The sequence below is a fragment of the Thalassospira sp. genome (assembly GCF_048059015.1).
Taxonomy (GTDB): Bacteria; Pseudomonadota; Alphaproteobacteria; order Rhodospirillales; family Thalassospiraceae; genus Thalassospira.
Genome location: NZ_JBLLNT010000013.1, coordinates 13,356 through 32,891 on the forward strand (window position 1 = coordinate 13,356; position 19,536 = coordinate 32,891).

Sequence of the window (19,536 nt, forward strand, 5' to 3'; positions counted from 1 at the left end):
GGGTTAAGAATGTTGTTTCGGTTGGCAGCTTTGCGGATTAGGCCGCCTAGGTCAAGCTTCGCAAAAGAAAAACCGGGTTGCGTTTCCTGCAACCCGGCCCAGTTCAACGCCTGGCATGGGGTGTCTGGCGTTATTCCATATTCATGATGATGGTTTTCTTGTAGGTGAAGTGCTCAAGCATGCTTTCAAGCGATGCTTCTTTGCCAAGACCTGAAAGCTTGATGCCGCCATAAGACAGGTTCGGTTGAACCACCAGGTTTTGGTTGACCTGAACAAAGCCAGCTTCAAGGCGTTTGGTCGCGGTTAGCGCGGTCTTGAGGTCCGTGGTCCAGACCGTTGCAGCAAGGCCAAAGTCGCTGTCGTTGGCAAGCTCAAGCGCCTCTTCAAAGGTTTTGAACTTAAAGACGCAGGCGACCGGGCCAAAGATTTCTTCGCGCGCGATCCGGGCGTTCGGATCAACATCGGTAAAGATCACCGGACGTACAAACAGACCATCTGAAAGCTCGCTATCGGTCGGAAGGGCGCTTAGTTCATGCTTGGTCGCACCTTCTTTTTCACCGATTTCGATATAGCCGGACACTTTATCAAACTGCTTGCGGTTGATGATGGTGCCGATATCAGTTTCTTCATCAAGCGGGTTACCCATCTTAAGGGTATTAACCTTATCAACCAGTCGCTTAACGAACTCATCATGAAGTGTTTCATGAACAAGCATGCGCGACGATGCTGTGCAGCTCTGACCCTGACGGGTAAAGCGCATACCGCCAATTGCACCGGCAACAGCCTTATCGAGATCGGCATCATCCATAACGATCATCGGTGACTTGCCACCCAGTTCCAGGGTTACCGGAATGAGTTTCTCTGCGGCTGCCTTGTAAACGGTGCGGCCGGTTTCGACCGAGCCGGTGAAGGAAACCTTTTTAACATCCTTGTGTTCGACCAGCGGACCACCGCAAGACGGGCCAAAACCGGACAGAATGTTCAAAACGCCTTTTGGCAGGATTTCCTGCATGATCTGGCAGACGCGCAGAACGGTTAGTGGGGTGTCTTCAGCCGATTTCACAACGACCGAGTTACCAGCAACCAGCGCCGGGGCGACTTTGATAGCCATCAAAAGGAGCGGCACGTTCCACGGGATGATCGCACCAACAACACCAACGGCTTCGCGGGTGGTGAGTGTCATCATATTGGGGTTAAACGGAACGGTTTCGCCTTTGAGTTCGGAGGCAAGGCCGCCAAAGAAGACAAACATGTCAGCCAGAACCGATGCCTCGACGCGGCTTTCGGTGCGAAGTGCTTTACCGGATTCCAGCGCCACAAGGCGACCAAGTTCTTCGGTATGCGCCATCAAAACGCGACCGCATTCAGCAACAAGTTTGCCGCGTTCGCGTGCCGGACGTTCTGCCCAATCCTTTTGTGCTGCCTTTGCAATAGCAACTGCGTTTGCGACATCATCTGCGTCACCGTCAGCAGCCTGACCAATGACTTTGCCGGTTGCCGGGTTGATGACGTCAAAAACCTTGCCGTTTTTCGGGGCGACAAGTTCTCCATTGATCAGGTGGCGGCCAGACAGTTCGGCTGCCAACGCAGTCGGATCAAGGATTGGATCGATGGGCATTTCAGGCTCCCTGTGTGTGGGGGTGCGGCAGCGCAATTCTGCGTCGCGTGCACTATATTGGTTATTTGGTATTGGTTTACCAAATTATCGACAGGGTCATGCAATTTCAAGCGTAATTCGCGTCAAGGGGCATGACAGTTGCCCAAAGGGCTGATAACCTTGTGACGCTAAAAGGCCAGCCCGGCGGCGGTACGTGTCTGGGCGCCTGATATACGTACACGATGGAGTACCTATGCCACGTCATTTCGATACGACGTTCGATGTTGTTAAGGAACTTAAACCTTCCTATCCGGTTTATTGTCTCAGACCCAATATTCTTCGAGAAACAGCGCAGCGCTTTGTCGAAATGTTCCCGGGTGACGTTCTGTATGCGGTGAAATGTAACCCGCATCCGGAAGTTATGCGTTATCTGCATGAAGGCGGTGTACGTCACTTCGATACTGCCTCGCCTGAGGAAATCTCGCTCGTGCGTCGCCAGTTTCCGGGAATGAAGGCCTATTTCATGCATCCGGTCAAAAGCCGCGACGCCATTCGCAATGCGCATCGTGTCTATGGCATTGATCATTATGTGATCGATACCGCCGAGGAACTTGAAAAAATCCGCGAAGAAACCGAAGGCGATAAGAAGCTTGTCATTCACGTGCGTCTTGCAACGCCGCCGGCCGGTGCAGCTTATAACCTTTCGGCAAAGTTTGGAGCGCGTCCGATGGTGGCTGCCGAGCTTCTTAAAAAGGTTGATGAATACGGTTATGAGTTAGGCCTTTGCTTCCACGTCGGTTCGCAATGCACCACGCCGAACGGCTATCGCATCGCGGTCGAGTTGATCCGTCAGGTCGTTGATTTCTCTGGCGTGCAGGTCAAGCATATCGACGTTGGTGGAGGTTTCCCTGGTCAATATATGAACCAGCGTGGCGCCAGCCTTGAAGAATTCATGGATGAGATCAAGGATTGTATCCGTTGGCTTGATATGCCTGAAACCACTTTCATGTGCGAACCGGGCAGGGCGCTTGTTTCCAGCGGCGTTTCACTGATCACGCAGATCCACTTGCGTAAAGAAGACACGCTGTTCATCAATGACGGTGTCTATGGCAGCTTGTCTGAAACCGTGACGGGGCAATTGCGTTATCCGGTTCGTCCGATGCGCATTGGTGGTGATTTCGATCCGGAAGAAACACTAGAATTCACCATCTATGGCCCGACCTGCGACAACATGGATGTGTTGCCTGCAACGGTAAACTTGCCAGCAGACATTCGCGAAGGCGACTGGATCGAGTTTGGCCATATCGGGGCCTATAGCAACGCTTTGGCGACCCATTTTAATGGCTTCTATCCTGAGGTGCAGGTCACCGTGGGTGAGGCCTTCCCGTATGTGGATGGTGAATTCCCGTCTGTCGGGTAAGTGATCATATTGACCGGCCTTCGTCGTTGCGGTGCGGGCCGGTCAGTTCCTGTCTAAAATCGCAAAAATTCGCAATTACGGTAAAAAGGTACTTGTTTACCTATAACGGTTGATTGCACTATGCTGCCCGCACGAAAGACCAGCCTGAACTTGTGCTGGTCAAAGGATAATATTTCGGGGAAACAGCACAGTGACCAACAGCCTTTTTATGCGCATTCGCGACCGGTTCCCGGCAGATCTGTCTTCGGTTCTGATCGAAACGCCGACCGGTAAAACTTATAGCTACGGTGATGCCGATCGCTACTCTGCGCAGATTGCCGGTCTTCTGAGCTCGCTGGGCGCGCAAAAGGGTGACCGTGTTGCTGTTCAGGTCGATAAATCCCCTGAGGCACTGTTTTTGTATCTGGGCTGCATTCGCGCAGGTCTGGTCTATTTGCCGCTCAATACCGCCTATCAGGCAGGTGAGCTTGCCTATTTCATGGATAACGCGTCGCCAGTCATCTTTGTTTGCCAGCCACACCGTGCGGCTGAAGTCAAAGAAATCGCCGATGCCCAAGGTGTTAAGAACGTCCTGACTCTTGGCATGGATGGCGATGGCAGCTTGGTCGATGGCGCGAGCACACATTCGACTTCGTTCGAACCCGTTGCTTGCGAGGACGATGAACTGGCGGCAATCCTTTACACGTCTGGCACGACCGGGAAGCCAAAAGGCGCGATGATGACGCAGATGAATTTGTGGTCTAACGCATCAACGCTTGAAAAGCTCTGGGGTTTTGAGGGTGCTGACACACTTCTTCATGCCTTGCCGATCTTCCATACCCACGGTCTGTTCATTGCATGTCACTGCGTGATGCTGTCGGGATCTAAAATGTTCTTCCTGCCGAAGTTTGATCGCGATCAGGTTATGGCGCTTCTGCCGCGTAGTACCGTGATGATGGGCGTTCCGACCTTCTATGTGCGTCTTCTGTCCGGCCATGACTTCACCGCGGACATCACGTCAAACATGCGTTTGTTCATTTCCGGTTCGGCGCCGTTGCTGCCAGAAACCTTCACCGCATTCCAGGAGCGCACCGGCAAGGCCTTGCTTGAACGCTATGGCATGACCGAAATGGGTATGGCGACGTCCAACCCGCTTGATGGCGAACGAATTGTGCATACCGTTGGTCCGGCACTGCCGGATGTTGATGTTCGTGTGTGCGATGATCAGGGCAATGTTCTGGGAACCGATGAAATCGGTGTGCTGGAAGCGCGTGGTCCAAACGTGTTTGCCGGATATTGGCAGATGCCAGAAAAGACCGCCGAAGAATTCCGCGAAGACGGCTTCTTTATCACCGGTGATATCGCCAAGATCGATGCCAAGGGATATGTCCATATCGTTGGGCGCGCCAAGGATCTGGTGATTTCCGGCGGGTTTAACATTTATCCAAAAGAAATCGAAACCCTGATCGACAAGATGGACGGCGTTGTCGAAAGTGCTGTGATCGGTGTTCAGCATCCCGATTTTGGCGAGGCAGTTGTGGCGGTGATTGTCCCGTCACAACAGGGCCTGCTGTCCGAAGATGGCGTGATTGGCGAAATCAAATCACAGCTTGCGAACTTCAAGGTGCCCAAACGGGTCTTCTTCATGGATGAACTGCCGCGCAATGCGATGGGCAAAGTTCAGAAGAATGTTCTGCGCGAAGACTATAAGGCCCTGTTTACCAATTAGCGTTAGCGCAAAGGGCAGCTTGAGCTGCCCAATCCCAAAATGCAGATAAAGAAAAACCCCGGCAGGTAACCCGCCGGGGTTTTTCTCAAGGACGCTACGGTCGTGGCTTAGCGACCGAAAGCAACACGGTGTGCAACATCGTCGATCATGTCGCGATTCAAACCGATGTCTGCAAGTTCGCGCGGATCAAGTTTACGCAGCGCAACCTGGGTCTGGTACTGAACGCGAAGAGCACGAAGAAAAGCAAAAATTTTAGTTACGATCATATCATCACCTATTTCAAACCGGCCGAATGTTCGGCGTCTATTCAGATAACCGGCATGTTCTCACCGAAGGTATTCCGCACAGGAATAGTTAACTGGTTTGACGTGTCGGTTTGTGTCCAATGTATCGAATGATCATCTGCCTGGTGGCGCATTTCCCAGTCGATACGTCCTATTCATTTCGTGAGGGCAATCTACGGGCGATTGATGTGTTAATCCAATGCGTTTTTTGCATGGCAGTGACTTGGAAAGCGCAGAAAGTCACCATTTTGCAATGAATTGGCTTTATTTCCGTCACAAGCCGCCACTTTTGCAACTTTTATTGCTATGCTAATGATGCATGGCTAATGAAATTGCGTGACACCTTTCAGTTGATTTTCCTAATACGCTGTTTTGGGAATAAATTGGGGTGTAATCAGTGTCGTAATCAGGTTGAATACGCCTTCGTCCAGGGTTCCCAGATCATCAAAGTGCACCAAAGCGCATCAAGCAGGAGAATTGATCATGAGCATCAATCGGCTGCGATTGAATTTTACGCAGGCAATTGAAGCATATCTGCATTATGCCCCGCGTTTGCCGCAGGTTGCCGCCGACGCCGTTCCGGCAAAGACAGATTATGTCGATAACCTTCTGTCGATTGCAGATCAGTTTGATCTGATTGTCTTTGATGCGTTCGGCGTGCTCAACAGCGGCCCAACCGCGATCCCGGGTGCGGTTAAAACCGTCGCAACCCTGCAGCAGATGGGCAAGAAGCTTGCGGTCGTGACCAACGATGCCTCAAGCTCGGCCGAGGCGATCCTGGGGCGCCACCGCAAACGCGGTTTTGATTTCAACAATGAAAACCTGATCAGCAGCCAGCAATTCATTGCGCCGATGATGAATGCGTACACCGACATTTCTCATTGGGGTGCAATGGCCCCGACATTCTGGCCGTTTGACGTTTTGCCAGATCATGTCGAGCCGCTTGGCGAGGATCGCGCACTTTATGATGCGGTCGGCGGTTTTGTATTGATTGACTCTGAAAACTGGTCAGATGCCCAGCAGAAAATGCTCGAAGAAAGTCTTGCTGCCAATCCGCGCCCGATCCTTGTCGGCAATCCTGATATCTGTGCACCAATGGGCGATTTCCTGTCTGTTGAGTCGGGCTATTTCGCCCATCTTGCTGCGGATGCCTGCGGTGTAATGCCCGAATGCGTCGGGAAACCATATCACCACGTGTTTGAGGAAATTCTGCGTCGTAATCCGGGTGTCGACCGTGAACGGGTTTTGATGGTGGGTGATACGGTCCACACCGATGTGCTCGGTGGCTTGGCATCGGGCATCAAAACCCTTTTGGTCCATCAGGGCGGTTTCCTTGATGGGCAGGATATCGAAGGCGTGTTTGCCCGTTCCGGCCTGCGCCCGCATTTCTGCGCGCGTGCGATTGGCCACGGGATCGATGACGAGGCAAAACAGACTGCTTGCTGCGACGCTTGATGATCTTTTCCTGGCAGAAGCATCAAATAGAAAAGGGCCTCAATCCGAGGCCCTTTGTTTTTGGTGTGCTGAAAGTCGGATTGGGAAGGGCGCTTAGCCCTCAATCGCCTCGGCAACTTCGATGGCGCTATAGGTCAGAATGCCCGATGCGCCGGCGCGCTTAAAGCAAGACAGGGTTTCAATGGCGCAGCCGATATAATCAAGCCAGCCATTCTGTGCCGCTGCACGGATCATCGCGTATTCGCCTGACACCTGATAGGCAAAGACTGGCACGCCAAATTCCTGACGCACACGATAAAGCACGTCCAAATATGGCAGGCCCGGTTTGACGATAACGGAGTCAGCACCTTCATCAAGGTCATAGGCAACTTCTCGCATGGCCTCGTCACTATTGGCCGGATCAAGCTGATAGGTTTTCTTGTCTGCCTTACCCAATGCACTGGCCGATCCGATTGCGTCACGGAACGGGCCATAGAACGATGATGCGTATTTCGCCGAATAGGCCATGATCTGAACGTTCTTGAGGCTTTCGCCCTCGAGCGCCTTTCTGATCGCACCAATGCGGCCATCCATCATGTCAGATGGTGCAACCACATCACAGCCCGCCTGCGCCTGAACCAATGCCTGACGTACCAATGCCTCGGTGGTTTCATCATTCAGGATCTGTCCATCGACAACAATCCCGTCCTGACCATCAGCATTGAACGGATCAAGCGCGACATCGGTAATCACACCAAGATTGGGGCAGGCATCCTTTATCGCCTTGACCGCGCGGCAAACGACGTTGTCGGGGTTATAGGCTTCGCGCGCATCCTTGGTTTTCAGACTGGCATCGATATAGGGAAACAGTGCAAGTGCCGGGATCCCGAGTTTTTCGGCATGCTTCGCGGTTTCCACCAAAACATCCACTGACTGACGTTCGACGCCCGGCATGGACGGGATCGGCGTGCGTTCGTTACTGCCATCAATCACAAAGACTGGAAGAATAAGATCATGGGACGTCAAACGGGTTTCCGCGACCATTCGACGCGACCAATCGGTCATGCGGTTACGGCGCTGGCGGGTGGACGGGAAAGTGCCATAGGCAAATTTGTTGACCATGATCTGTTCTCTGTTGTGTGAGGCTTGGCAATTTATGGGACAGATTGCGCCGCCAATCAACCATTCCCGGCAATTTGCAAACGACTACGCATGGTTAGCAGATAAACAGGGATGATCATGGCAAGGAATGTCGCCGTCAGGCCAAAGGCCGTGACAAGTCCTGCGACTTCGCCAATTGCCCCGATTATTGGTGGGCCTGCCATAATCGCGGAATAACCGGTCGCGGCAATAATCGAAACCACGGCACCACCACCTTTGCCAGTCGCTTTGGAAGCGGCGGACAAAAGCAGCGGCAAGATAACCGCTAAGCCCATCCCGGCAATGCCGCACCCGATCCAGGCGACAATGTAATGAGGCGAAAGGGTAATGATAAACGTGCCTAGTGATGCAAGGACCGAGCTGGTTAACAAGACCTGTGCACGACCGAATTTGGTGACCAATGCATCGCCCGACAATCTGGTGGCTGCCATTGCGAATGAATAGATCGCAAAGCCGACTGCGGCCATGGTGGCGCCAGATGACAGTTCCGTATTCATAAAGACCGTCGCCCAGTCGGTAATCACACCTTCGCCAAACTGTCCGATGAAAGCGCAAACGCCAAACGGCAGGAGCAAAAGGAACATGTTTCGTTCTTTAGGTTTAACTGACGATGTGTGGTCTTCGTCGGTTTCAGATTGCGCCGACGTCAGGATCGCATTGGTTTGCGCATCACTTAGAAGGCCTGTCTGCGCAATGATATGGGCAATCAGGAACAGCGAAAGAACAAACGGTAGGTGATAGTAGTTGCTGATCGGTAGAGCAAACCATGCCGCAGCAATGCCCGCACCGGCAAAGCCGCCAAGGCTCCAAAAGCCATGAAGACCTGACATGATGCTGCGCCCTTTAACCCGCTCCACATGCAGGCCATTGGCATTCATTGCAACATCCAGGAACGCACCCGAGAAACCAAGTGCGAACATCGCAATGGAAATGCTGACATAGTCACTCATAAAGGCCGGGATGCCCACAGCGGTGAAATAGAACAAACCCGAATAACGCACTACACGTTCACTGCCAAACCGATCCGCCATCCGTCCGGCAATCGGCATGACGGCAAGAACACCAATGGCCGCGGCCAGCAAGATGCCACCCAGCTCATCATGACCCAGACCAAGACGTTCTTGGACCAGCGGGATATGTGGAACCCAGCTTGAAAAGGCCGCACCATGAAGGAAGAAGATGGTGCGCACCCGGTTATGGGCAGTGGAATAGGAATGCATAAGCGAAAAGCTCCGGGGCAGGTGGCCTAGGCCAGAATGATATTGATGCCGCGATCTGCGTAATTAGCGAGATAACCCGATGACAGCTTGCGACCTGTAACAAGGTGCGAGATAGCTTCTACATCGCAGACCCGATGCGGGTAGCTCGTTTCGAGTTTGTCGGCTGTTGTTACGGCGATCACTTCTGCTGACTGCGCGATCATCGCGGCCTTTGATGCCCGTTCTGACGCGTGACTTGTCGAAAGCCCGGTTTCGGGATGCAGCGCACAGGTGCCAAGTAGCACCAGATCGGCATTGTATTTGCGGATTTCATCAATCGTCGTCGGACCGGTAACAACCATGTCCTTTTTTAGCATCGCACCACCAATCATGATGACTTCAGCATTGGGATGGTTTGATAGTTCAACGGCGATCATCGGGTTAACCGTGATAACGGTTCCGCGAAACGATGGTTTGAGATGACGGGCTACCTCGCAAATTGTGGTTCCACTGTCAAAAAAGACAACCGCATCATCCGGGATCAGATCGCGGGCAACTTTTTGCGCAATCTGGGCGCGCTCGGGCTGAAGTTCGCGGGCGCGTTCCTCGTATGTTTCCGATGCCTTGTTGGGCAATACTGCACCACCGTGAATGCGGCGCAGAAGCCCGTCATCCTCCATCTGGCGCAGGTCACGCCGGATCGTATCAAGGGATGCATGAAACAGGGCTGCCAGATCATGGATATGAACTGTGCCCTTGTTGCGAAGCAGGGTCAGGATTTCATCCTGCCGTGTGGTGACGCTCGACATTGTTTGTATGCCTGTTTTGCATGTTCTGCACGTTTTGCGTATTTTGTTTAATGTGCATTCTTCTCAGGCGTCAATAAAAAACCGGCCGGGCTGATGCCCGACCGGTTTCGTTTGGTGTCCAAAAGATCGAAAAGGATCAGGCCTTATCAAGCGCCTGCGTCAGATCGGCCAAAATGTCATCAATATGTTCAATGCCGATTGAAAGTCGGACATAGCCAGCGGTTACACCAGATGACAGACGATCTTCTTCAGAAAGCTGGCTGTGAGTCGTGGTTGCCGGATGGATCGCAAGGGACCGCGTATCACCGATATTGGCAACGTGATAGAACAGCTCAAGCGCGTTGATGAACTTCTCGCCCGCATCCTTGCCACCGGCCAATTCAAAGCCCATCAGCGATCCATAACCACCTTTAAGGTACGTATCCGCACGACGGCGGCTTTCGCCATCTTGCTGGCTTGGATGGATGACCTTGGTGACTTTCGGGTGGGATACCAGGAAATCAGCCACCTTGTTAGCGTTGCTGCAGTGGCGTTCCATACGAAGGGGCAGGGTTTCCATACCCTGAATGGTCTGGAACGAATTAAACGGTGATGCTGCCGCGCCAATGTCACGCAGAAGCGTGCAGCGCAGCTTGATGGCGTAGGCGACCGGACCGATTGGTTTGACAGCCTGTGTCCATACCGCACCGTGATAGCTTGGATCCGGTTCGTTCAGAAGCGGGAAGCGTTTTGCATGCTTTTCCCAGTCGAACTTTCCGGAATCAACAACCATACCGCCAACCGATGTGCCGTGACCGGCGATGAACTTGGTGGTCGAATACATGACGATGCTCGCGCCATGTTCGATCGGTTTGCAAATCACCGGTGCCGCAGTGTTATCGACAATCAATGGAATGCCCAACTCGTCACCGATATTGGCGACTTCACGTATCGGGAAGACTTGCAGTTTCGGGTTCGGCAGGGTTTCGGCATAGAAGGCGCGGGTTTTATCATCGCTCAGGCGGCGGAAGCTTTCCGGATCAGAAGGATCGGCAAAGCGTACCTCGATGCCCATTTGCTTGAAGGTATTGGCAAACAGGTTCCATGTGCCGCCATAAAGATCGGTCGAGCTGACGATATTGTCGCCAGCCTGCGCGATATTCAAAACGGCAAAAGTCGATGCAGCCTGCCCGGAGCCAAGTGCCACTGCTGCGACGCCACCATCAAGGGCTGCGACGCGCTGTTCAAGCACATCATTGGTCGGGTTCATCAGGCGGGTATAGATATTGCCAAGTTCCTTAAGGGCAAAAAGGTCTGCCGCATGCTGGGTATCGCGGAACTGGTAGCTGGTAGTCTGATAGAGCGGAACAGCAACAGAGCCCGTGGTCGGGTCGGCGCGATATCCTGCGTGTAGGACAATGGTTTCCGGTTTGGTGGACGACATGATGAATGTTTCCCTGATTTATCGTTATTCCTGACGCTGAAAACTTAAGCGGATGTATAGCTAAACAGCAAGAAACATTTGGCGAAAAACACGAAGGCCGTTGCACGTAAATGGTGTGCCAAATCGATATTGTGATAATTCGGTACTGTTATACCGAATGAATTGACAAAGAGGCCGTTTCACGTTTACGTAAAGGGAAAATAATTAAACTTCAGAGGCGGCGATCCAATGGAATTCAACCTGTCTGACGATCAGCAGGCATTTGCCGAAGCAGCGCGTGATTTTGCCCAAAACGAAATGGCGCCATATGCCGGTGAATGGGACGCGAACCATATCTTCCCCGAAGACACATTGCGTAAAGCAGCCGAACTTGGCTTTGCCGCGATCTACACCCGCGAAGAATTCGGCGGTTCTGGTTTGGGGCGTTTGGATGCCGCGGTGATCTTTGAAGAATTGGCTGCTGCCTGTCCATCAACCGCTGCCTATATCTCCATCCACAATATGGCATGCTGGATGATTGATACGTTTGGCAATAATGACCAGCGCGCCAAATTCTTGCCAAAACTTGTGACGATGGACCATTTCGCAAGCTATTGCCTGACGGAGCCAGGGGCTGGGTCAGATGCGGGATCACTTCGCACACGTGCTGAACGTGATGGCGATCATTATATTCTTAACGGTGAGAAGGCGTTTATTTCTGGCGGATCGCGCAGCGACATTTATGTCGTGATGGCGCGCACCGGCGATGACAGCCCAAGCGGCATTTCAACATTCATCGTGCCAAAGGATGCCGAAGGCCTGTCATTTGGCAAGCTTGAGGAAAAGATGGGTTGGAACAGTCAGCCAACCTCAGCCGTTATCTTTAGCAACTGCAAGATCCCTGCTGAAAACCGTCTTGGTGAAGAGGGCGAAGGTTTTAAATTCGCCATGAAGGGCCTTGATGGTGGCAGGCTTAATATTGCGGCCTGCTCAATCGGTGGCGCACGCGCAGCCATGGATCATGCTCGTGAACACATGAAAGTCCGCAAGCAGTTCGGCAGAACCCTTGATCAGTTCCAGGCCCTGCAGTTCAAGTTTGCCGATATGGTGACCGAACTCGAAGCAGCCCGCTTGATGCTTCATAAAGGCGCATGGAAGCTTGATCACAAGGCACCCGATGCGACGCAGTTCTGTGCCATGGCCAAGCGTTTTGCTACCGACACCGGATTTAATGTCTGTAACGAAGCGCTGCAGCTTCATGGTGGATATGGCTATATTCGCGAATATCCGATTGAACGCTTGCTCCGTGACCTGCGTGTGCATCAAATTCTTGAAGGCACCAATGAAATCATGCGCCTGATCATCTCGCGTGCAGCCCTGAAAGACTAAGTTATGACGACGACTTCAAATGTAGAAGAGCCATCCGAAGCACCGGTTCTGTTTTCCCAAGATGGTGCTATGGGGCGGATTGTCCTTAATCGTCCGCGTGCCCTTAATGCGCTGGACCTTGTCATGGTCGATATGATGATGGGCCAGCTGAGATCCTGGGAACAGGATCCGAGCATCAAGGTCGTCGTGATCGAAGGTGCAGGCGAGAAGGCCTTTTGTGCCGGTGGCGACATTCGTGGTCTATATGATGCGCGTAAGGCCGATGACGAAGAGATGCTCGATGCGTTTTATCGTCGCGAATATCACCTGAACAATTACATCGCCAATTACCCGAAACCCTATGTCGCGTTGATAGACGGCATTACCATGGGTGGTGGTGTTGGTGTTTCCATCCATGGCAAATTCCGCGTGGTGACTGAGCGTACATTGTTCGCGATGCCAGAAACTGGCATCGGCTTTTTCCCGGACGTTGGTGGGGGTTATTTCCTGCCGCGTTGTCCGGGACAGATCGGCATGTATCTTGGTTTGACCGGGGCGCGGATCAAAGCTGCTGATTGCCTATATGCCGGATTGGCGACGCATGGTGCGGATAGTGCTTCACTTGATAAGCTGAAGGCCGATCTGGCTGGTGCGGCATTTGAAGGTGACGCCGCCGCCAAGACGCAAGAAATCTTGGATCGATATACTACCGCATTCGGGCAAGCACCGCTTGCCGCGTATCGCGATGAAATCGATCGTGCCTTTGCCGAAAGCAGTGTCGTTGCGATCTTTGAGGCGCTTGAACGTGAAGAAAGCGATTTCGGGATGCAAACGCGCGACGTTTTGATCAGTAAATCACCAACAGCTCTGTGCGTTAGTTTCGATCAAATCCGTCAGGGCGGGGATATGGCCCTGGCCGAAGTTCTGAACATGGAATACCGCATGTCGCAGCGGATGGTTCGGAAACCTGACCTCTTTGAAGGTGTGCGTGCCGTGATCGTTGACAAGGACCATGCGCCGAAATGGCAGCATGGGGATATCGGTCAGGTCGACCCGCGCGAGATTGCTGAATATTTTGCAGAACTTCCTGCGGACAAGGAATTGGGTCTTTAAGGCGTTAGCTTCGCAAAAGCCCCTAGTGAATTAAAATAAAACAGAAATCCCGTCGCGGGATACCAGAGGAGACTTCAAATGGCGAATATCGGTTTTATCGGTTTGGGCAATATGGGTGGACCGATGGCGGCCAACCTGGTCAAGGCAGGCCACGCAGTGAAAGTATTTGATCTGTCGGCGGACGCGGTGGCAAAGGCTATCGAAGGTGGCGCTTCCAAAGCAGCATCCGTTGCTGATGCGGCCAGCAATGTCGAATTCGTGGTGACCGTTCTGCCAGCGGGCAAACATGTACTGTCGGTCTATGATGGGCCAGAAGGCATCATTGCCAATGCGAAGGCCGGGACGGTCCTGATTGATAGCTCTACCATTGAAGTTGACGCTGCGCGCAAGGCATCTGAACTGGCCAAGGCAGCTGGTCTGGGTGCGGTGGATGCGCCGATCTCGGGCGGAACTGCTGGTGCTGCGGCTGGAACGCTTACCTTTATGGTAGGCGGTTCGGATGCAGATTTCGCAAGTGCAGAGCCAATCCTTGATGCGATGGGCAGCAACATCATCCATGCGGGCGATAGTGGTGCAGGGCAGGCGGCAAAGATCTGTAATAACATGGTGTTGGGTGTCAGCATGATTGCGGTTTCCGAGGCCTTCATGCTGGCCAAACGACTTGGGCTTGATGCGCAGAAACTGTTTGAGATTTCATCCAAGGCATCTGGTCAATGCTGGTCGCTTACAAGCTACTGCCCGGTTCCGGGCCCGGTTCCGACCTCGCCGGCTAACCGCGATTATCAGCCGGGCTTTGCTGTTGATATGATGTTGAAAGACCTCAAGCTTGCGCAGCAGGCATCCGCAGCATCTGGCGCAACCACGCCGATGGGCGCACTGGCAGAAAGCCTTTACGCGCTTTATTCAAACAGCGGCAACGGTGGTATGGATTTCTCAGCCATTGTTAAGTTGCTCGACGGCGAGAAGTAATATGTCGTGAAAACGGCGCAAATGGGCGGGTCCGGTTTTCCGGGCCCGTTTTTGTTTGGTATTGCCTTGTTCGAAAATCAGCGCACAATAGCGGTGATACGAATTCTTCAAGGAACTGCAGTGCTGCAATGACCACACGACATGACACTTCGCGCGAGATTTATTTTGAACTTCGACAGGTGGGCACCTATCTGCGGTGTACAGCTATTGATGGGCGGACAGGCGTGGAAGTCACGGTAGCCGGGCCTGTGAGTCGAAATCCGGAGCAACTGAAACGGGTCGCTGCACAAAAGCTTGAATACGTCCTGAAAAAGGGATAATGTATACAATATAAAGAGCGGGTGGCTTTGCCGGTCAGTGTTTTATTCCAATTTCGAAACCTGATTTGGTAGTTTTCACTAAAATTTCAAAGCCGCTTGCAGCCTTTGAACACATGTGTCTAAGGTCCACGCTCTAATCGCGCTTTCGAACGTAAGAGCCACAAACAGAATGGCCGGCGCCGAAAGTTAAAACCGGGGATTACCCGTTAACAAGAAGACGGAGGCTTTGCGGGTTTGCAAGGGGGCAATGGGGAGACTTTGTCTCATCCAATCAATACATGTATGTATGGCTTGATGCCTTCTGCCGGACTGGCGAAGACCTTGTTTGTCTGTGCCAAATCTAAGGTTGTGCAATGGATTGGGCTTATTTCCTACAACAATTGATCAATGGTCTGACGCTGGGAGCCATTTATGGTTTGATCGCTATCGGTTACACGATGGTGTACGGCATTATCGGCATGATCAACTTTGCGCACGGCGAGATCTATATGATCGGTGCGTTCCATTCCCTGATCACCTTCCTGATCTGTCAGGCTGCAGGTATCAGCGGAATCCTACCGCTTACACTTCTTTTGATGCTGTTTGTTTCGATGGTTCTGACCTCTGTTTATGGTTGGGGCGTTGAACGAGTAGCATATCGGCCGCTGCGCGGCTCATTCCGCCTGGCAGCGCTGATTTCTGCCATCGGGATGTCGATCTTCCTGCAGAACTTCGTACAGATTTCGCAGGGTGCGCGCGTTAAACCGATGCAGCCGCTTGTTGAGGGCGGCATTACCCTGATGGAAAGCGCGAACTTTGACGTTCAGCTAAGCTACATGCAGATCGTGATTATCGTTCTGACATTCGTACTGATGGTCGTCTTCTCGCTCCTGATTGCCAAAACAACCCTTGGTCGCGCACAGCGCGCCTGCGAGCAGGACCGCACGATGGCGGGCCTTCTGGGCGTGAACGTTGACCGCACCATCTCGACCACCTTTGTCATGGGCGCTGCCCTTGCATCGGTCGCTGGAATGATGGTGACGTTGTATTATGGTGTGATTGACTTCTATATCGGCTTCCTGGCCGGTGTTAAGGCATTCACCGCAGCAGTTCTTGGCGGTATCGGTTCGCTTCCGGGCGCGATGCTGGGTGGTCTGCTGATTGGTCTGATCGAAGCATTCTGGTCAGGTTATCTCACGATTGAATATAAGGACGTTGCGACGTTCGGTATTCTCGTTCTCGTGCTGATCTTCCGTCCATGGGGTCTGCTCGGCAAGCCGGAGGTGGAGAAAGTCTAATGTCTTCTGCATTTGCTTCATCTCATACCAGCGGCTCGGAAATTGTAAAAGAACTCGCGTTCTTTGCAGTTGTCGCACTGCTGATGTCGGTCATGATCCTTGGCGTCGAGACGGTTGACCGTCCGACGGGTCTTGAACTCGCCGTACGCTGGGACCTTGTCCTGATTGCTATCGGATCGACTGTTATTGGTCGACTGGCATTGATCTTCCGCCGTGAAGGTATGTCACGACTGGTCCAGGCTGTTCTGATCACGGTCTCTGCTACTGCCGTGTTTGAAATGTTCGTGCGTTTCCGCGAACTTGATGATCGCTGGGTTTCTCCGGTTATCCTCGATATGGCCTTTAGCAGTGTCGTTTCAACGATTGTAGCCATCGCGTTCATCGCCATTGTTTTTGCAACTGCCTATTTCACGATGAAAGAAAAGGGCGTTGCTGAGGTCGATGAAAGCCAGAAGCTGTCTGCGAAAATTCAGCTTGTATATCGCTCGAACACCAAGAAAATCGGTCTGGTCGGGATTATCTTCTTCATTATCTTCCCGTTCCTGTTTGGCGAAAACCGTTCCGCGATCGACCTTGCAACCCTTGTTATGATTTACATCATGCTGGGTTGGGGTCTGAACATCGTGGTTGGTCTGGCTGGCCTGCTTGATCTTGGCTATGTGGCATTCTACGCGGTTGGTGCGTATTCCTATGCATTGCTGTCGCAGAACTTCGATCTGAGCTTCTGGCTCTGCCTGCCGCTGGCGGGTCTGTTTGCTGCAAGCTTTGGCATCATCCTTGGCTTCCCGGTTCTACGTTTGCGTGGTGACTATCTTGCCATCGTGACTTTGGGCTTTGGTGAGATCATCCGTGTTGTTCTGATCAACTGGTATGATCTGACCGGTGGTCCGGATGGTATTTCCTCGATCGAGCGTCCAAGCTTCTTTGGCCTTGCGGACTTCTCGCGCCGTGTGCCGGAAGGATCGATTGGCTTTAACGAGCTGTTCGGTATGGATTACTCGTCCATGCACCGTCTGATCTTCCTGTATTACCTGATCCTAGTGCTGGCTCTTGTGACCAACTTTGTCACCATGCGCCTGCGCAAACTGCCGATCGGTCGTGCATGGGAAGCGTTGCGTGAAGACGAGATTGCTTGCCGTTCGCTTGGCATCAACCCGACCAACACCAAGCTTTCTGCTTTTGCAATTGGTGCGATGTTTGGTGGTTTTGCCGGTGCGTTCTTCGCAACCCGTCAGGGCTTCATTAGCCCGGAAAGCTTCACCTTCCTTGAATCAGCTGTGATTCTTGCGATCGTGGTTCTGGGGGGCATGGGCAGTCAGATCGGTGTCGTGTTGGCAGCAATCGTGATGATCGGCTTCCCGGAAATGTTCCGTGAACTGGCCGAGTATCGCATGCTGATCTTCGGGGCAGGTATCGTTGCCATTATGCTGTGGCGTCCGCGCGGTCTGTTGTCCTTCCGTGACCCGACCATTCTGCTCAATATGAGCCAGAAAGAAAAAGTTGCCGGAGAGCTGAAATGACCGACAACAAACTGCTTGAAGTCGAACACCTGACCATGCGTTTCGGTGGTCTGGTCGCGATCGATGATTTGTCTTTCATTGCCAACAAGCGTGAAATCACGGCAATCATCGGCCCGAACGGCGCAGGTAAAACCACTGTGTTTAACTGCCTGACCGGGTTTTATGTGCCGACCGAAGGGCGTCTGACCCTTCACGCCGAAGATGGCCCGCGTTTGCTGGAACGGACCGAAGGGTTCCGTATTCCACGCAATAACGGTGTTGCACGTACTTTCCAGAACATCCGCCTGTTTACCGGCATGACCGTTCTGGAAAACCTGATCGTTGCCCAGCACAACGCATTGATGGAGGCATCTGCCTTCTCAATTGCGGGCCTGTTCAACCTTGGCCGTTACGCCAAGGCGGAGAAGGAAGCGATCGAAAAGGCGAAGTTCTGGCTCAACAAGGTTGGTCTGTATGATCAGGCTGACTGGAATGCCGGTAACCTGCCTTATGGTTCCCAGCGTCGTCTGGAAATTGCACGTGCAATGTGTACCAATCCGTCGCTTCTGTGTCTGGATGAACCGGCTGCGGGCCTTAACCCGCGTGAGTCGGCCGAGCTCAACATTCTGCTTCAGAGCATCCGTGACGATCAGGGCGTGGGGTGCCTTCTGATTGAACATGACATGAGTGTCGTCATGCAGATTTCCGACCATGTGATTGTTCTTGATTACGGCCGCAAGATTGCTGATGGCGATCCAGAAGCTGTGAAGAATGATCCGGCTGTTATCCGCGCCTATCTTGGCGAAGAAGAGGATGACGAGTTGCCGCCGGAAGTCGCAGCCGACCTTAATGTTGATCCGAATGCGCACTGAGGGAGTTCGTCGATATGTCCATGCTTAAGATCGAAGGTGTTCATACCTTCTATGGCAATATCGAAGCCCTCAAGGGCATTGATATGGAAGTCAATGAAGGTGAAATCGTAACCCTTATTGGTGCCAATGGTGCCGGTAAGACAACGCTGCTTATGACCTGCTGTGGTTCGCCGCAGGCCAGCAAGGGCCGCATTCTGTTTGAAGGTCAGGATATCAGTCGCATGCCGATGCATGAGATCTGCAACCTTGGCATTCAGCAGTCGCCGGAAGGTCGTCGTATTTTCCCGCGCATGTCGGTTTATGAAAACCTTCAGATGGGGGCAATCACCCAGGACCCGAAGCATTTCAACTCGGATCTTGAAATGGTGTTTGATCTGTTCCCGCGTCTGAAGGAACGCATCAACCAGCGTGCAGGCACCATGTCTGGTGGTGAACAGCAGATGTTGGCGATTGGTCGCGCCCTGATGGGACGTCCGCGTCTTCTTCTGCTTGATGAACCGTCACTTGGTCTGGCGCCGCTTGTGGTGAAGCAGATTTTCGAGACTGTTGCGAAAATTAACCGTGAGAACAAGGTGACTGTATTCCTTGTTGAGCAAAACGCATTCCATGCGCTCAAGCTCGCGCATCGCGGTTATGTGATGGTCAATGGCAATATTACGCTCTCGGGTACGGGTGCGGAACTTCTGGCAAACCCGGAAGTGCGCGCAGCTTACCTCGAAGGCGGCCACTAAGGAGGTCTGATATGGAAACCATTACTGGTACCAGCATCGGAGTTACCATCGGGATGACAATCATTCTGATGGGCTTCTGTTCATTTATGACCGGTCAGGCCATCGCCAACACCTGGCGGCCGTCCTATCAGCTTCTGCCATATGCGCTGCTGCTCGGCTGTGTAGATCGTTTCTTGGTCTATGCATTGTTCGAAGGCGAACTTCTTTCGCTGTCGGGTTACATCTTTGACACTGTGATCCTGTTTGTGATCACGTTGGGCGCTTTCCGCCTGACCCAGGTGAACAAGATGCTGACGCAGTATCCGTGGCTGTATGAGCGGGTAGGGCCGTTTGGCTATCGTGCCCGCGAAGGGGCTGATATTCGTTGATTTTT

The 19,536-nt window shown here is 52.7% G+C and carries 18 protein-coding genes; 12 read left to right on the forward strand and 6 right to left on the reverse strand.

Annotated elements, in window-relative coordinates; translation table 11 throughout:
- Nucleotides 1-130: 130 nt before the first annotated feature.
- Nucleotides 131-1,618: an aldehyde dehydrogenase family protein gene (locus ACMZ66_RS16740; RefSeq protein WP_416938852.1), complete on the reverse strand. Its 1,488-nt coding sequence runs from the start codon at nucleotides 1,616-1,618 to the stop codon at nucleotides 131-133.
- A 232-nt stretch (nucleotides 1,619-1,850) separates the two neighbouring features.
- Here ACMZ66_RS16740 and ACMZ66_RS16745 point away from each other — a divergent pair, with 232 nt between their 5' ends.
- Together ACMZ66_RS16745 and ACMZ66_RS16750 are read left to right on the forward strand one after the other, a co-directional pair.
- Nucleotides 1,851-3,017 carry a type III PLP-dependent enzyme gene (locus ACMZ66_RS16745; protein WP_416938854.1) on the forward strand — a complete coding sequence of 389 codons (1,167 nt, stop codon included), beginning with the start codon at nucleotides 1,851-1,853 and terminating at the stop codon, nucleotides 3,015-3,017.
- A 190-nt stretch (nucleotides 3,018-3,207) separates the two neighbouring features.
- The gene (locus ACMZ66_RS16750) at nucleotides 3,208-4,725 is read left to right on the forward strand and encodes a malonate--CoA ligase (RefSeq protein ID WP_416938856.1); all 1,518 of its coding nucleotides are present in this window, start codon (nucleotides 3,208-3,210) and stop codon (nucleotides 4,723-4,725) included.
- Between the two features lie 107 nt (nucleotides 4,726-4,832).
- Here the strand turns inward: ACMZ66_RS16750 and ACMZ66_RS16755 are convergent, their stop codons facing one another.
- The gene (locus ACMZ66_RS16755) at nucleotides 4,833-4,991 is read right to left on the reverse strand and encodes a DUF1127 domain-containing protein (protein ID WP_081649507.1); all 159 of its coding nucleotides are present in this window, start codon (nucleotides 4,989-4,991) and stop codon (nucleotides 4,833-4,835) included.
- Nucleotides 4,992-5,492: 501 nt separating this feature from the next.
- Between ACMZ66_RS16755 and ACMZ66_RS16760 the strand changes: the two genes are divergently transcribed.
- A complete protein-coding gene (locus ACMZ66_RS16760; RefSeq protein ID WP_416938858.1) occupies nucleotides 5,493-6,464 on the forward strand; it encodes an HAD-IIA family hydrolase in 972 nt (323 codons plus the stop codon).
- Nucleotides 6,465-6,557: 93 nt separating this feature from the next.
- Here ACMZ66_RS16760 and hemB read toward each other — a convergent pair whose 3' ends face one another.
- From hemB to ACMZ66_RS16780, 4 genes are all read right to left on the reverse strand, one after another.
- On the reverse strand, nucleotides 6,558-7,565 hold the full coding sequence (gene hemB / locus ACMZ66_RS16765; RefSeq protein WP_416938860.1) for a porphobilinogen synthase: 1,008 nt from the start codon (nucleotides 7,563-7,565) through the stop codon (nucleotides 6,558-6,560).
- Nucleotides 7,566-7,621: 56 nt separating this feature from the next.
- Nucleotides 7,622-8,824, reverse strand: coding sequence for an MFS transporter (locus ACMZ66_RS16770; protein WP_416938862.1), 1,203 nt, complete (start codon nucleotides 8,822-8,824; stop codon nucleotides 7,622-7,624).
- Nucleotides 8,825-8,850: 26 nt separating this feature from the next.
- On the reverse strand, nucleotides 8,851-9,612 hold the full coding sequence (locus ACMZ66_RS16775; protein ID WP_416938863.1) for a DeoR/GlpR family DNA-binding transcription regulator: 762 nt from the start codon (nucleotides 9,610-9,612) through the stop codon (nucleotides 8,851-8,853).
- Between the two features lie 136 nt (nucleotides 9,613-9,748).
- The gene (locus tag ACMZ66_RS16780) at nucleotides 9,749-11,035 is read right to left on the reverse strand and encodes an O-acetylhomoserine aminocarboxypropyltransferase/cysteine synthase family protein (protein ID WP_416938865.1); all 1,287 of its coding nucleotides are present in this window, start codon (nucleotides 11,033-11,035) and stop codon (nucleotides 9,749-9,751) included.
- 228 nt (nucleotides 11,036-11,263) lie between these two features.
- Between ACMZ66_RS16780 and ACMZ66_RS16785 the strand changes: the two genes are divergently transcribed.
- From ACMZ66_RS16785 to ACMZ66_RS16825, 9 genes are all read left to right on the forward strand, one after another.
- On the forward strand, nucleotides 11,264-12,403 hold the full coding sequence (locus ACMZ66_RS16785) for an acyl-CoA dehydrogenase family protein (RefSeq protein WP_416938866.1): 1,140 nt from the start codon (nucleotides 11,264-11,266) through the stop codon (nucleotides 12,401-12,403).
- Nucleotides 12,404-12,406: 3 nt separating this feature from the next.
- Nucleotides 12,407-13,495 carry an enoyl-CoA hydratase/isomerase family protein gene (locus tag ACMZ66_RS16790; protein ID WP_416938867.1) on the forward strand — a complete coding sequence of 363 codons (1,089 nt, stop codon included), beginning with the start codon at nucleotides 12,407-12,409 and terminating at the stop codon, nucleotides 13,493-13,495.
- A gap of 78 nt (nucleotides 13,496-13,573) precedes the next feature.
- Complete coding sequence (gene mmsB, locus ACMZ66_RS16795) at nucleotides 13,574-14,464, forward strand: 3-hydroxyisobutyrate dehydrogenase (protein WP_416938869.1); 891 nt, start codon at nucleotides 13,574-13,576, stop codon at nucleotides 14,462-14,464.
- 128 nt (nucleotides 14,465-14,592) lie between these two features.
- Entirely contained in the window at nucleotides 14,593-14,784 is a 192-nt protein-coding gene (locus tag ACMZ66_RS16800; protein WP_416938870.1) for a DUF6898 family protein, read from the forward strand.
- 353 nt (nucleotides 14,785-15,137) lie between these two features.
- Nucleotides 15,138-16,061, forward strand: a complete 924-nt coding sequence (locus ACMZ66_RS16805) for an ABC transporter permease subunit (RefSeq protein ID WP_416938872.1) — start codon at nucleotides 15,138-15,140, stop codon at nucleotides 16,059-16,061.
- On the forward strand, nucleotides 16,061-17,581 hold the full coding sequence (gene livM, locus ACMZ66_RS16810; protein WP_416938874.1) for a high-affinity branched-chain amino acid ABC transporter permease LivM: 1,521 nt from the start codon (nucleotides 16,061-16,063) through the stop codon (nucleotides 17,579-17,581). The genes ACMZ66_RS16805 and livM overlap by 1 nt, the downstream gene beginning before the upstream one ends.
- Nucleotides 17,578-18,432, forward strand: coding sequence for an ABC transporter ATP-binding protein (locus tag ACMZ66_RS16815; protein ID WP_416938876.1), 855 nt, complete (start codon nucleotides 17,578-17,580; stop codon nucleotides 18,430-18,432). Before livM ends, ACMZ66_RS16815 begins: the two co-directional genes overlap by 4 nt.
- Nucleotides 18,433-18,452: 20 nt before the next feature.
- Entirely contained in the window at nucleotides 18,453-19,163 is a 711-nt protein-coding gene (locus ACMZ66_RS16820) for an ABC transporter ATP-binding protein (RefSeq protein ID WP_416939184.1), read from the forward strand.
- A gap of 11 nt (nucleotides 19,164-19,174) precedes the next feature.
- The gene (locus ACMZ66_RS16825; RefSeq protein WP_416938877.1) at nucleotides 19,175-19,531 is read left to right on the forward strand and encodes a DUF6867 family protein; all 357 of its coding nucleotides are present in this window, start codon (nucleotides 19,175-19,177) and stop codon (nucleotides 19,529-19,531) included.
- Nucleotides 19,532-19,536: the final 5 nt, after the last annotated feature.